Source organism: Streptomyces sp. NPDC004542 (assembly GCF_040610035.1).
Lineage (GTDB): Bacteria > Actinomycetota > Actinomycetes > Streptomycetales > Streptomycetaceae > Streptomyces.
In genome coordinates this window covers 15562-28298 of the sequence record NZ_JBEXLP010000091.1, presented here as the reverse complement: position 1 = coordinate 28298, position 12737 = coordinate 15562, and the positions used below count along the sequence as shown (strand labels likewise).

Genomic DNA, 12737 nt, shown 5'->3' with positions numbered 1-12737 from the left:
CGCCGCGTTCCTCGTCGGAAGGCGCGGGCATCCACACCGTCGTGTTCACCACGATGCCGCCGTCACGGACCACGGAGGTCAGCGCGGCCAATTCCGGCCCGGGTGCTGCCCGGGGCGGCGGGGGTGCTCGCCGGGGCCTGCGGGATCGCCGGGTGCCTGGCCACCTCGTGGTGGGCGGGAGTCCTGCCGTCGTTCGCGTCGCACTCGCTGCACCTGTCGGCGTCCGCGGACGCCGGAGTGGGTCCGGCCCAGTGGGCGGCGTACGCCGGGGCCGGCGCGCTCGGGCTGCTGGGCTTCGGCGGCCTCACCCGCGGCCGGACCGGGCGGGCGTGGGTGCTCGGGCTGTTCGGCCGCTACGGAGGAACGGTTCGCCGCACCGGCCTGCTGTGGGTCAACCCGCTGACCCGGCGGCACCGGGTCGACGTACGGCTGCGGCACTGGCGCAGCGAGCCGATGCCGGCCGGTGACGGCAACGGGGTGGCGCTGCGCGTGGTGGTCCTGCTGGTGTGGCGGGTGCGGGACACGGCGCGGGCCTGTCTCGGTGTGGAGGACCACGAGACGTACCTGCGGGAGTGCGTGGAGGCCGCGCTGGCCCGGGTGCCGGTGGAGGTGCCGGACGGCGGGCGGGCGTTCGTGGCCGCGGCGGGCGACGCGCTGACCCGGCTGGTGGCGGCGGACGCGGCGGCCGTCGGCCTGGAGGTGTTCTCGGTGCGGCCGGTCCGGGTCGAGTACGCGCCCGAGGTCGCCGCCGTGATGCAGCGGCGGCGGATCGCGGCGCTGGACGCCCAGCAGCGGTCCCGCATGCTCACCTCGGTCGTCGACTCGGTGGAGGACACGGTGACCCGGCTGACCGTGCGGGGGCTCGTCGACCTCGACGACTACGAACGCAAGTCGCTGGTGCGGGACCTGACGGTGGCGTTCTGCGTGGGGCGGCCGCAGCCGGAGGTGTGAGGGGAGAAGCCACCGAGGCCGGGGCGGTGGACGCGGCCGCCTTCGAGCGGCGGTTCGGGGTGCGGCTGGTGGAGGGGTACGGCTGGGCCGCGCGGACGACCGCCTCCGCGTCGACAGCGAGAACCTGGCCGCCGCGATGATCGAGAACATCCTCGCCCGGTACGAGGGCGCCACGGCCGTCGCCGTGTACGCGGTGCCGGACCCGGTGGCCGGGGACCAGGTGATGGCGGCCCTCGCCGGGTCCTTCGACCCGGCCGCCTTCGCCGGGTTCCTGCTCGCCCAGCCCGACCTGGGCACCAAGACGGCCCCCCGGTTCGTCCGGGTGGTGGAGCGGATGCCGGTGACCGCCACCAACAAGATCCAGCGGGCGGCGCTCAGGCGGGAGGGCTTCCGGTGCCACGATCCGGTGTGGTGGCGGTCGCCGGGACAGTCCGGGTTCCTCAGGCTGACCGCCGGGGACAGGGCCGCGCTGGTCGAGGAGTACCGGGTGCGGGGGCGGGAGGAGTTGCTCACCCGCTGACGGCCGGGGCGCCGAGGCGACGAGAAGGGGCCCCTCGCTCGAAGCGAAGGGCCCCTCATCCGTGCGCCGCCAGGGACTCGAACCCCGGACCCGCTGATTAAGAGTCAGCTGCTCTAACCAACTGAGCTAGCGGCGCATGACTCCCGCCTTCCGCTTCCCGCGGTCGGCGACTAAGAAAATACTACCTGGTCCGCGACGGTGCTCGTGACCACCCGGGGGCCGGTTCCGGACCGGTTTCTAGATCGCCAGCGACAGCAGCACCGGCGCCGCGTTCCGGTTCAGCGCGTCCGCGGCCCGGCGCAGGCGGTGGGCGTGCTCGACCGGGAGGGACAGCGCCAGGCAGCCCACCGAGGCGCCCGCCGTGATCGGGACCGCCGCGCAGACCGTGCCGACCGCGTACTCCTGGAGGTCCAGCACGGGCACCGTCGGCGGCTGGGACTCCAGGCGGGACAGCAGGAGCTTGTCGCTGGTGATGGTGCGCGAGGTGAGGCGGGCCATCTTGTGGCGGGAGAGGTGGTCGCGCCGGGCGTGGTGGTCGAGCTGGGTCAGCAGGCTCTTGCCGATCGCGGTGGCGTGGGCGGAGCAACGGAAGTCGACCCACTCGTTGACCGCGGGCGTGGCCGGACCGACCGCGCACTGGGTGATCCTGACCTCGCCGTCGACGTACCGGCTCATGTAGACGGCCGCGCCGACCGAGTCGCGCAGCCGTTCGAGGGTGTGCTGGAGCCGCTCGCGCAGGGCGTCCTCGCGGTCGTGGGACGAGGCGAGCCGGGTGAGGGCCGCCCCGGTGACGTACACCCCGTCGGCGACCTGCTCGACGTACCCCTCGCGGCGCAGCATGCGCAGCAGGGCGGTCAGGCGCTCGGGGGCTATGCGGGTGTGGCGGGCCAGTTCGGTTTCGGTCACCCCGGTGGTGTGGCGTGCCACGGTCTCCAGGACGCGCAAGGCGTCCTGGGCGGAGTGGTTCGGGGCGGTCGGCTCGTGCTTCAGCGCCACGGTGGTCCCCCTGCGCTCGCTCTGTGGGCCGCGATCCGGACGGCGGATCCTTATCACGATAACCGGCAAGAGCCGCGCGGAGAGGGTTCGTTGGCGAGAAAGTGACCCGCCTTTGGCCTCTCGACATGCGGCGCGGGCCCACCGGAAGGGGCCCGTCATATGCCGGTGGCAGGAGCCGACGTCCGGACCTCGCGTGATGACGCCTTCACATCGCGTAGCCGGATCCCGCGGTCAGAGAACCGCGCCGAGGAATTCCCGGGTCCGCTCCTGTTCCGGATCGCCGAAGATCCGCTCCGGCGGTCCCGACTCGATGACCCGCCCGCCGTCGAACATCAGTACCTGGTCGGAGATGTCCCGGGCGAAGCCCATCTCATGGGTCACGCAGAGCATCGTGATGTCGGTGGTGCGGGCGATGTCCCTGAGGACGTCGAGCACCCCCGCGACCAGCTCCGGGTCGAGCGCGGAGGTCACCTCGTCCAGGAGCAGCACCTTCGGCCGCATCGCCAGCGCCCGGGCGATCGCCACCCGCTGCTGCTGGCCGCCGGACAGCTGCGTCGGCCGCGCGTCGCGCTTGTCGGCCAGGCCCACCAGCTCCAGCAGTTCCACGGCCCGCGCCTCCGCCTCGTCCTTGGACAGGCCGAGCACGGTCACCGGGGCCTCGGTGATGTTGCGCAGCACGCTCATGTTCGGGAACAGGTTGAACTGCTGGAACACCATCCCGATCCTCTTGCGGACCTCGCGCACCTCCTTCTCGGAGGCCGGGAAGAGCCGCTCCCCGTCGACCGTGATCGTGCCCTCGTCGGGCTCGGTCAGGGTCATCAGCAGCCGCAGGATCGTGGTCTTGCCGGAACCGGAGGGGCCGATCAGGGTGACGTGCTTGCCGGCGTCGACGGAGAAGTTCAGCCGGTCGAGCACGGTGTTCGTGCCGAACCGCTTGGTGATCCCGTCCAGCCGGATCAGCTCGCCCCCGCCGGTGGCCGGGTCGGCACTCGTGCCGGGTTCTTTCCTCAGGGGGGTGTCAGCGGACAAGGCGTCGCTCCAGGGCTCGCAGGAGAAGGGAGGCCAGGTAGGAAATGAGGATGAAGGCCACGCCGATCACGGTGAGCGGCTCGGTGAACTGGAAGTGCTGCTGGGAGTAGAGGCGCGCCTGTCCGAGCATCTCCAGGACGGTGATCACCATCAGCATCGGCGTGTCCTTGAGCATCGAGATCACGTAGTTGCCGAGGGCGGGGACGACGCGGCGGACGGCCTGCGGCAGGATCACCGCGGTCCACGTCCGGCTCCGGGGCAGGTTCAGCGCTGTCGCGGCCTCCCACTGGCCGGGGGGCACCGCCTCGATGCCGGCCCGGTAGACCTGCATCGTGTACGTCGAGTAGTGCAGGCCGATCGCGAAGACGCCGGTGGCCAGTGCCGAGAAGGTCAGGCCCCACTCGGGCAGCACGTAGAAGAGGAAGAACAGCTGCACCAGCAGCGGGGTGTTGCGGACGAACTCGGTGACCACTCCGACCGGCCAGCGCACCAGGGTGTACCACCCGCGCGAGTCTGTTCGAGCGTGGGGGAGGGTCGGCGTCCACATCAGCAGCGCCCACACCAGTCCCAGGGCGAACGAGAGCAGCGAGCCGAGGGCCAGCGTCTCCAGCGTGATCCGCAGACCGTCCCAGAAGTGCGGCATGAATCCGCCGACGGCGCTCCAGTCCCACTTCATGCGGCACCTCCGCCCGCGGCTCCCACGCCGGTCGTCTGCGCGCGCTTGCGTTCACGCGCCGTCGTCTTTGTCCCGGGGTCCTTGCCGACCCCGGCCTTCAGCCGCTTCTCCAGCCCCCGCATCAGCCGGGTGATCACGAAGGCGATCATGAAGTAGATCAGCAGGACGTAGGTGTAGATCTCCGCGCTCTGCTGGAGCGCCAGCCGCACCAGGTTGGCGCTGAAGGTCAGGTCGCCCATGCCCATGACGGAGACCAGCGCGGTGCCCTTGAGCAGCTCGATCAGCAGGTTGCAGAACGGCGGGACCATCTCCGGCACCGCCTGCGGCAGCAGGATCAGCCTCAGGCGCTGCGCGGGCGTGAAGCTCAGCGCGACCCCGCCCTCCCGCTGCGCCGGGTCGACGGCCTGCAGCGCGCCGCGCACGATCTCCGCGCCGTACGCCCCGTAGGTGAGGCCGAGCGCCAGGGTGCCGGCCCACATGGGCACCAGCTGCCAGCCGAAGGCGATCGGCAGCACGAAAAACACCCAGAAGATCATCACGAGGGCCGAGGTGCCGCGGAACACCTCGGTGTAGAAGCCGGCGAGGAAGCGGACGATCCGCAGCCGGTGGGTGCGGGCGATGCCCACCACGAAGGAGACGGCCGTGGCCAGCAGCGCGCTATACACCAGCAGCTGGACCGTGGTCCAGACTCCCTCGAGTACGAGTTCCCAGAGTCCCGAGGTCATCCGCCGCACAGCTCCTTCGCGGTCAGATCGGTCATCTCGGCCTCGGTGAAGCCGAACGGCCGCAGGATGCGGAGCAGTTCGCCGCTCTTCTTCATCTTGTGCAGCTCGACGTCGAAGGCGTCCCGGAGCCTGGTCTCGGTCGGCCGGAACGCGAACGCGCCGCCGTCCACGTGCGGTGTGCCGTCGACGAGCGGTTTGAAGGGCTGGGTGGCCTCGGCCTTGGCCGACTTCTTCACCACCTCGCGGGTGGTCAGGGCGGTACCGGCGAACACGTCGACGCGCCCGGCCTCCACCGCGTTGAGTCCGGCGACCTGGTCCGGGACGATCAGGATGTCGCTCTCCTTGTAACCCGCTTCGACGGCGTACTGGATCTCGGCGTATCCGGTTCCGGTGGCGAATCTGGCCTTCTTCGCCACGACGTCCTTGTAGTCGTGCAGGCCTTTCGGGTTGCCCTTGCGCACGATGAAGGAGTCGAGCATCTGGTAGTCGGGATCGGCGAAGATCACCTGCTTGCAGCGCTCGGGATTGACGTACATCCCGGCGGCCACGACGTCGAACTGCTGCGAGTTCAGGCCGGGGATGAGCGAGCCGAACTCGGTCGGCACCGGCTGCACCCGGTCCACCCCGAGCCGCTTGAAGACGGCCCGCGCCAACTCCGGTGCCTCACCGGTCAGCCGGCCGTCCTTGCCGATGTACCCGAAGGGGATCTCGCCCGCGATCCCGAGGCGTACGACACCCTGGGCCCGGAGCCGGTCGAGCAGCTCGCCGCCGTTCGCGGTCGACGCGGTGGCCACGCGCGAGCAGCCCGCGGCGCCCAGCGCGCCGACCGCCGCGATGCCGGTGAGCACCGAGCGGCGGCTGCGTCTGCGTTCGTATCCGGTTGTGTGATCGTCGTACCCGAGTGGAGCCATGGCGGCGCGGCTACCCGAACGCAAGAGAGTTATGCGCCACGGTTTTCAGGCGCCTGCGGCGGTACGCGGCGTGCACGGGGTACCCGTACCGCCGGCCGGACGAACCGCAGGAGGGCAGGACATGACCGCACTCGGAATCCTCTACCCGGGTCACTTCGCCGACGACGACTTCGCGCGCATCGAGCAGCTCCTCGGCAGCGACATCCGGGTGGACCTGGTCCGCACCGAGGCCGCCGAGGACCACCACCGGGCCGACGCGCCACGGGATACCGCCTCGCCCGAACGGCTCGCGGCGGGCGTGGAGGGGCTGCGGCTGTCGGGCGCGGAGGCGGTGGTGTGGGCGTCCCCCGGCGGCAGCTTCGACGACGACTGGGAGGGCGCCCACGAGCAGGTGCGCGACCTGGCCCGGGCGGCGGGCCTGCCGGCCTCCTCGACTTCCTTCGGCTTCGTGCACGCGGCGCGGGAGCTCGGGGCGCGCCGGGTGGCCGTCGCCGCGCCCGGTCCGAAGGAGGCGGCCGACCTGTTCGCGGACTTCCTGCGGGCCGGGGGCGTGGAGGTGGCCGGCGTGCGGGCGGCGGGAGCCGTGACGGCGCAGCAGATCGCCGGGTGGGGCGAGGCGGAGACGCTGGCGCTGGCACGGGCGGCGGACGTCGCCGGGGCGGAGGCGGTGGTCCTGCCGGACACCGCGTGGCACACGGCGGCGTACGTCCGGCTCCTCGAGGAGGCCCTGGGCAAACCGGTCCTCACGGCGAACCAGGTCACGGTGTGGGAGGCGCTGCGGCTGGCCGACCGCCGGGTGAACGCGCCGGAACTCGGGGCGCTGTTCACCCGGGAGCCGATCGTGCAGGTCTGAGGATCCGCCGCCCGGACGGGTCGCCTCCCGGGCCGCCCGTCCGGGCGGCCCGGGAATAAACCGGAGCCACCCTCCTGTTAAGCCTCTCCACAGGCCACCGCCGAGCAACAGGAGGCACCCACCGTGTCGGCAGACGAGATCCGGGGAACCGCGCAGGGGAGCGCCCCCGTCCCCCTCTCCGTGCTGGATCTGGTGACCGTCGGTGCGGGGAGTACCGCCACCGACGCACTGCGGACCGGAGTCGCGCTGTCGCGGCTCGCGGAGTCGCGGGGCTTCCACCGCTACTGGGTGGCCGAGCACCACTCGATGCCCGGAGTGGCATCCTCCTCGCCGGCCGTGATCCTGGCGCACCTCGCCGCGCACACCGAACGGATCCGGCTCGGCTCGGGCGGGGTGATGCTGCCGAACCACGCGCCCCTGGTCATCGCCGAGCAGTTCGGGACGCTGGAGGCCATGGCGCCCGGGCGGATCGACCTCGGGCTGGGCCGGGCACCCGGGACCGACGGTGCCACCGCGGCCGCGCTGCGGCGCACGGACACGCTGAACGAGGGCGCCGACGACTTCCCGCAGCAGCTGGCCGAGCTCACCCGCTTCCTCGACGACGACTTCCCCGACGGGCATCCGTACCGCAGGATCCACGCCGTACCCGGCCCGGTCCAGGCGACCTCCCCGGGCGGCGTCCAGTCACCGCACCGCCCGCCGGTCTGGCTCCTCGGCTCCTCCGGCTTCAGCGCCCGCCTCGCCGGACTGCTCGGCCTGCCCTTCGCCTTCGCGCACCACTTCTCGGCGCAGAACACGATCCCGGCCCTCGACCTGTACCGGGAGTCCTTCCGGCCGTCCGCGGTGCTCGACCGGCCCTACGCCCTGATCGGTGTCTCCGCGCTCGCCACCGACGACGAGAAGGAGGCAGGCCGGCAGGTGCGTTCCGCCGCCCTGAACATGATCCGCCTGCGCACCGGCCGTCCCGGCCTCTTCCCGAGCCCCGAAGAGGCCGAGGCCCACGAGTTCAGCCCGATGGAGGAGGAGTTCGTCGCCTCTTGGGCCGGCAACATCGTCCACGGCGCGGCCGACGAAGTGCGCACCGGCCTCGACGAGCTGCAGAAGCGCACCGGAGCCGACGAACTGATGCTGACCTCGCACGCCCACCGTGGCGAACTCCGGCTCCGCTCGTACGAACTCATCGCCGACGCCTACGGATTGCCGGTCCTGTAGGTCCGGGCGCCGTCGGGCGGGGTGGTGGCCGGGCTCGTGGGGATCCGCGGTGGACGCCTACGGGTTGCCGACCGCGGCGGTCTGGGCGCCCAGCAGCTCGGAGATACGATCCGGCGGCACCGGCCGGGAGTACAGCCAGCCCTGACCGGTGTCGCAGCCGATCCGCCGTAGCCGGGTGGCCTGGGCGGAGGTCTCCACGCACTCGGCGGTGACCGTGAGGCCCAGGCGGTGGGCCAGCTGGATCATCGCCTCGACGATGACCTCGTCGGCCGGGTTCGGCGCGGGGGTCGCGTCCGTGGCCTCCTCGTACTGGAAGCCGCGCACGAAGGAGCCGTCCAGCTTGAGGACCGACACCGGCAGCCGGCTGAGATACGCCAGGTTCGAGTAGCCGGTGCCGAAGTCGTCGATGGCGATGCCCACGCCCATGTCGCTGAGGGCCTTCAGGGCCTGGAGCGGGCGGCCCGCCGAGCCCATCACCGCCGACTCGGTCAGCTCCAGTTGGAGCAGCGGCGGGGCGAGGCCGGTCTCGGCGAGGATCTCCGCCACGTCCGCCACCAGGTCGGAGTCCCACACCTGGCGCACGGCCACGTTGACGCTCACGAAGATCGGCGGCTCCTCGGGGTGGTCCAGGTGCCAGCGGCGGGCCTGACGGCAGGCGGTCGCCAGGGCCCAGCGGCCCAGCGGGACGATCGAACCATCCTCCTCGGCCAGTCCGATGAACCGATTCGGCGTGAGCAGCCCGAACTGCGGGTGGTTCCAGCGGACCAGGGCCTCGACGCCCCGCAGACGGCCGTCCTCCATGGCCACCAGCGGCTGGTACTCCAGCACGAACTCGCCGCGGTCGATGGCATGGCGGAGCGTGGAGGACAGGGCCTGGCGGGTCATGCGGTGCGCGTTGCGCTCGGGGTCGAACAGCGTCCAGCGGTCCTTGCCGTCGGCCTTCGCCCAGTACAGGGTCGTGTCCGCGGCCTGCATCAGACCGGTGGCGGTGGTGCCGGCCGCATGGCGTTCCACGACGCCGATCGACGCGGACAACGACAGCCGCCGGCCCGCCAGGTCGAAGGGATCCCGGAGGGCCTTCAGCGCCGCCTCGGCCAGCTCGGCGAGTTGCTCCGTTCCGGTGGAGTCCTCCACCAGCAGCGCGAACTCGTCGCCGCCGAGCCTGGCCACCAGGGGGGCGCCCGACCGGGTGTACCCGGCCTCGCCGGCCACCCGGGTCAGGCGCTCGGCCACGGCGGCCAGCAGGCGGTCGCCGACGCGGTGGCCGAGGGTGTCGTTGACCGCCTTGAAGCCGTCCAGATCCAGGTAGCACAGCCCGATCCGGCCGGTGCCGCCCGGCTCGTACGACTCCGCCTCCAGCGCGGCCGACAGGCGCTCGAAGAACAGCGTGCGGTTGGGCAGCCGGGTCACCGGATCGTGCATCTGCAAGTGCCTGAGGCGGGCCTGGAGTTCACGGCATGCGCTGATGTCGGCGACGGACAGCAGGACGCCCGGCGCGGCGTCCGCCAGGGGAGTGACGGTGACCTGCACCCACAGCGAGTGGCCGTCGGGATGTTTGAGCCGGCGGGTGCAGCGCAGCTTGGCCTGCCGGCCGCGCAGGACCTCGCGGTAGGCGTGCCGGATCCGGGCCTCGGAGGCCAGGTCCACCAGGTCGGCGGCGACCTGACCGGCCAGCGCGGCGGGGTCGGTGCCGAGCAGGGTGCCCAGGGCGGCGTTGGCGTCGGCGACCAGGCCCTCGCCGTCGACGACCGCCAGCGCGAGCGGGGCGGCCTCGAAGACGGAGCGGTAGGCCCACCCCGCACGGGCAGGTGCCACATTGTCACTCTCTGTGACGGCTGACCGCTCGAGGTCTGCCGCGGGCGTCGGCCCTTCGGACGTTCCGCTCACCGCTCGCTCCCGCAGTGCACTCGATGCTCTGTCCGTGCAGGAAAGTGTGCCGATCATAGAGGCTGGCCCGGGGGCCTTCCAGTCGCGGTCCGGTCTCCCGGGCGCCCCGACGGTTGTGGCAGATCGTTTCTGCCCGTCCCTGGGCGGGTTCTTCGGGTGCCCGACCGGATGTGACGTTCCGTGAACGCTTCGGGGTGTCGGCCATTCGGAGTACTCCGCGTCCCTCACCCTTCTGGTGCAGGCAAACAGGACGTAACGCCACAAAGTCACACAGGCTGGATGCGGTGTCCCGCGAACCGCATCCGGAGGTCCCCGTGCCGCGTCAGCTGCCCCTCGAGCGGCCTTCCCGAGAGGCCCTTGCGAGGCTCGGGCGGGCCGGCGCCCGGCCCCGGCTGCGCAGCACGGCCGCGGTGCTCACCGTGATGTCGGCGCTCGCGGCGACCTCGGTCCTGACCGTCCCCTCGGTCGCCGAGCCGTTCACCACGGCGCCGTGCGCCCTCCGCAGGACCGACGCGCACCACTCGGAGGGCGTGGACACCTGGAACGCCGCCTACACCCGCCCGTCGCGCGTGCTCGACGCGGTCCTGGTGTTCCTGTCCTTCCCGGACTCCACCCCCCGCACCACGCCCGCCGAACTGACCGCCGACCACTTCCCGGCCGCCAACGACTACTTCCGGCGCGCCTCCTACGGCCGGTTCGCCCTGCGCCCGCATCCGCTGCGGCGCTGGCTGCGCATGCCGCAGCCGTCGACGTCGTACGCCATGAAGCGCGACTGGGACCCGGACCGGCGGGCCGCCTACCTGCGGGACGCGTTCGCCGCGGCCGACCCCGAGGTGGACTTCTCCCGCTACGGCGTCGTGTACTTCGTCGCCGACCCGGACGCGCCCGGCGTGGACTCCGACGCGACGAAGGTGGTCAACCTGGACACTCCGACCCACGTCGACGGCACGGACGTCCGGCGGGTGGTCACGGTCTTCGAGCGGCACCCGCCGGACCGCCTGGTGCTCGCGCACGAGACCGGGCACGTCTTCGACCTGCCGGACCTCTACCACCGCCCGGTGGACGGCAAGGGGGACTGGGACACCTACGTCGGCGACTGGGACCTGATGGGCAGCCAGTTCGGGCTGGCCCCGGATCTGTTCGGCTGGCACAAGTGGAAGCTGGGCTGGCTGGGGCCGCGCCAGGTCGAGTGCGTGCGGGGCGGTGGTTCCACCCGGCTGACGCTGGAGCCCCTGGCCGCGGGTCCGGGCGCCCCGGTCGCGGGCGCCGCGGGTGCGCCGGCCTTCGGGCTCGGCGACGGGGTGAAGCTCGCCCTCGTCCGCACCGGCCCCGAGTCCGTCCTCGCCTTCGAGGTGCGCGGCCCCGCCGGGAACGACAGCGCGGCCTGCCGCTCGGGCGTCCTGGTGTACCGGGTGCGCGGCGGGGCGGAGTCCGGGGACGGGCCCATCCAAGTGGTCGACGCCCACCCGCGTACCGAGGCCTGCTGGGAGAACTCGGTGTACCCGCCCCTCGCCGACGCGCCGGTCGCCCTCGGCGAGAGCTTCACGGTGCCGGGGGAGGGCGTGCGGGTGGAGGTGGAGGACCGGACGCCGTCGGGAGCGTGGACGGTGAAGATCACGCCGGGGCCGGGGCCGGGGCCGGGGCCGGGGGGTGCGGGGTGAACCCGGGCCACGAGCACATGACGACAGAGGGTCACATTCTCGCGAATGTGACCCTCTGCTGTCTGTGCGCCGCCAGGGACTCGAACCCCGGACCCGCTGATTAAGAGTCAGCTGCTCTAACCAACTGAGCTAGCGGCGCCTGCTGACGTCGTAGACCTTAGCATCCTGATCGGCGGGAGGAAAAATCGATATCCGCACCTCGCTGCGGGCCGCCCGGACGGCCGCCCACAGCACGACCTCCGGGGCGGGCAGCCACGGTTCGCGGGTGCCGGGGGCGACGAGCCAGCGGGCACCGTCGGAGGCGGAGGCGTCACCGCCCGTGAGCGCCGGAACGGTCACGGCGTCCCCCTTGCCGTGGCAGAGCAGCGGGGGAATGGCCCAGCTCCACTCCTCCCAGGCCAGCAGGGAGGGCAGCCGCTGTGCCGTCCGCGGCGCGGCGAACAGCAGCATCCGGCCCCGGTACACCGCCACCGGGCCCGATCCCGGCCCTTCGTCCCACAGCCGGTCCAGCATCCGGCGGCCGAAGACCACCGGCACGTTCACCACGTCGAAGACGGTTCCGCAGGACAGCACAAGGGGAGCCGTCCCGCTCCGTGGCCGCCTCCCCGCCGAGGCCAGCCATTCGGCACCGTCCGCGGTCACTCCCGTGAGGTCGCTGCGCGCACTTCTCATACCGACCACATCTACCGGCTGTGAGCACCTGACAGCGCTGGGTTGCCGGAAACGGGGACAAGCTGAGCCGCGAGGGGGTATCTTGCCCGCCTGGCATATGCCAGGCGGGTGGCGCGGCGGCCCAGGGCGCCTGCATCACACCGGGTCCGCGGACCCCCGTCCCTCGGCGGTGGTCCCCCGCATCAGATCCCTGCCGAACTCCACCATCTTCTTGGCATAGTCCTCGGTCCACTCCGCCCGCTCGGCGATGTCCGCCGCCGTCAGCCGGTCGAAGCGCCGCGGATCGGCCAGCTGGGCCGCCGCGATGGCCTGGAACTCCATCGCCCGGTCGGTCGCCGCACGGAACGCCTGCGTCAGCTCTGTCGCCCGCGCCAGCAGGGCCCGCGGATCCTCGATCGACTCCAGGTCGAAGAAGTGCTCGGGATCGGCGGCCGCCTCGGCGGGCTCGAAGAGCAGGGGCGCGGGGCGTAGCCGCGGGTCGTGCCGACGCGGCGTGGGCTCCGCCATGTCTTTCTCCTCCTCGTACGGTTCGGTGGGGCGCCGCCTCCTCGGTGGGCCGCCTCCCATTGTCCCGCCTCCCCGCAAGAGCACGCCGCCGCGCCCTTGGGCAGTCGGCGGCGGCGTGCCGTACTCCGTCCGGCGGG

Annotated in this window: 13 protein-coding genes, 2 tRNA genes and 1 pseudogene; 6 read left to right on the top strand and 10 right to left on the bottom strand. The window is 72.3% G+C overall.

From position 1 onward, the window contains the following. From ABZX30_RS31955 to ABZX30_RS31945, 3 genes and pseudogenes are all read left to right on the top strand, one after another. Positions 1–951 (top strand): SPFH domain-containing protein (locus tag ABZX30_RS31955; RefSeq protein WP_355939932.1); only part of this gene is annotated, 951 nt, incomplete at its 5' end. Further along, entirely contained in the window at positions 948–1091 is a 144-nt protein-coding gene (locus ABZX30_RS31950; protein ID WP_355939929.1) for a hypothetical protein, read from the top strand. The genes ABZX30_RS31955 and ABZX30_RS31950, both read left to right, overlap by 4 nt. Next, a pseudogene (locus ABZX30_RS31945) lies at positions 1037–1471 on the top strand (acyl-CoA synthetase); the annotation flags it as partial. The gene ABZX30_RS31950 and the pseudogene ABZX30_RS31945, both read left to right, overlap by 55 nt. Positions 1472–1533: 62 nt before the next feature. Here ABZX30_RS31945 and ABZX30_RS31940 read toward each other — a convergent pair. The 6 genes from ABZX30_RS31940 to ehuB form a co-directional block, all read right to left on the bottom strand. Beyond that, positions 1534–1607, bottom strand: a tRNA-Lys gene (locus tag ABZX30_RS31940). A 101-nt stretch (positions 1608–1708) separates the two neighbouring features. After that, positions 1709–2467 carry an IclR family transcriptional regulator C-terminal domain-containing protein gene (locus ABZX30_RS31935; protein WP_355939927.1) on the bottom strand — a complete coding sequence of 253 codons (759 nt, stop codon included), beginning with the start codon at positions 2465–2467 and terminating at the stop codon, positions 1709–1711. Between the two features lie 231 nt (positions 2468–2698). Beyond that, positions 2699–3478, bottom strand: coding sequence for an ectoine/hydroxyectoine ABC transporter ATP-binding protein EhuA (gene ehuA / locus ABZX30_RS31930; protein WP_355939937.1), 780 nt, complete (start codon positions 3476–3478; stop codon positions 2699–2701). Between the two features lie 7 nt (positions 3479–3485). Beyond that, positions 3486–4172, bottom strand: coding sequence for an ectoine/hydroxyectoine ABC transporter permease subunit EhuD (ehuD, locus tag ABZX30_RS31925; protein WP_355939924.1), 687 nt, complete (start codon positions 4170–4172; stop codon positions 3486–3488). Next, the gene (ehuC, locus tag ABZX30_RS31920) at positions 4169–4897 is read right to left on the bottom strand and encodes an ectoine/hydroxyectoine ABC transporter permease subunit EhuC (protein WP_355939921.1); all 729 of its coding nucleotides are present in this window, start codon (positions 4895–4897) and stop codon (positions 4169–4171) included. Before ehuC ends, ehuD begins: the two co-directional genes overlap by 4 nt. Beyond that, positions 4894–5808 carry an ectoine/hydroxyectoine ABC transporter substrate-binding protein EhuB gene (gene ehuB / locus ABZX30_RS31915; protein WP_355939918.1) on the bottom strand — a complete coding sequence of 305 codons (915 nt, stop codon included), beginning with the start codon at positions 5806–5808 and terminating at the stop codon, positions 4894–4896. Before ehuB ends, ehuC begins: the two co-directional genes overlap by 4 nt. Positions 5809–5929: 121 nt before the next feature. Here ehuB and ABZX30_RS31910 point away from each other — a divergent pair, with 121 nt between their 5' ends. Then, positions 5930–6661 (top strand): decarboxylase, encoded by a 732-nt coding sequence (locus tag ABZX30_RS31910; RefSeq protein ID WP_355939915.1) that lies wholly within the window; start codon positions 5930–5932, stop codon positions 6659–6661. 123 nt (positions 6662–6784) lie between these two features. Beyond that, positions 6785–7873, top strand: coding sequence for an LLM class flavin-dependent oxidoreductase (locus tag ABZX30_RS31905; RefSeq protein WP_355939913.1), 1089 nt, complete (start codon positions 6785–6787; stop codon positions 7871–7873). A gap of 57 nt (positions 7874–7930) precedes the next feature. Here ABZX30_RS31905 and ABZX30_RS31900 read toward each other — a convergent pair whose 3' ends face one another. After that, positions 7931–9760, bottom strand: coding sequence for a bifunctional diguanylate cyclase/phosphodiesterase (locus ABZX30_RS31900; RefSeq protein ID WP_355939910.1), 1830 nt, complete (start codon positions 9758–9760; stop codon positions 7931–7933). A 314-nt stretch (positions 9761–10074) separates the two neighbouring features. On the opposite strand from ABZX30_RS31900, the gene ABZX30_RS31895 reads away from it, so the two are divergent. Continuing rightward, a complete protein-coding gene (locus ABZX30_RS31895) occupies positions 10075–11421 on the top strand; it encodes a M6 family metalloprotease domain-containing protein (protein ID WP_355939935.1) in 1347 nt (448 codons plus the stop codon). Positions 11422–11486: 65 nt separating this feature from the next. Here the strand turns inward: ABZX30_RS31895 and ABZX30_RS31890 are convergent. The 3 genes from ABZX30_RS31890 to ABZX30_RS31880 all read right to left on the bottom strand — a co-directional run bounded on the left by ABZX30_RS31890 (position 11487) and on the right by ABZX30_RS31880 (position 12600). Beyond that, positions 11487–11560, bottom strand: a tRNA-Lys gene (locus tag ABZX30_RS31890). Next, complete coding sequence (locus ABZX30_RS31885) at positions 11551–12093, bottom strand: hypothetical protein (RefSeq protein WP_355939907.1); 543 nt, start codon at positions 12091–12093, stop codon at positions 11551–11553. Before ABZX30_RS31885 ends, ABZX30_RS31890 begins: the two co-directional genes overlap by 10 nt. A 135-nt stretch (positions 12094–12228) precedes the next feature. Beyond that, positions 12229–12600: a hypothetical protein gene (locus tag ABZX30_RS31880; protein WP_355939904.1), complete on the bottom strand. Its 372-nt coding sequence runs from the start codon at positions 12598–12600 to the stop codon at positions 12229–12231. Positions 12601–12737 lie beyond the last annotated feature (137 nt).

Excerpts from the sequence above, each read along its gene's own strand:
- ABZX30_RS31880 (WP_355939904.1), bottom strand. The coding sequence starts at position 12,600 with ATGGCGGAGCCCACGCCGCGTCGGCACGACCCGCGGCTACGCCCCGCG.
- ehuB (WP_355939918.1), bottom strand. The coding sequence starts at position 5,808 with ATGGCTCCACTCGGGTACGACGATCACACAACCGGATACGAACGCAGA.
- ABZX30_RS31910 (WP_355939915.1), top strand. The coding sequence starts at position 5,930 with ATGACCGCACTCGGAATCCTCTACCCGGGTCACTTCGCCGACGACGAC.
- ABZX30_RS31885 (WP_355939907.1), bottom strand. The coding sequence starts at position 12,093 with ATGAGAAGTGCGCGCAGCGACCTCACGGGAGTGACCGCGGACGGTGCC.
- ehuC (WP_355939921.1), bottom strand. The coding sequence starts at position 4,897 with ATGACCTCGGGACTCTGGGAACTCGTACTCGAGGGAGTCTGGACCACG.
- ehuD (WP_355939924.1), bottom strand. The coding sequence starts at position 4,172 with ATGAAGTGGGACTGGAGCGCCGTCGGCGGATTCATGCCGCACTTCTGG.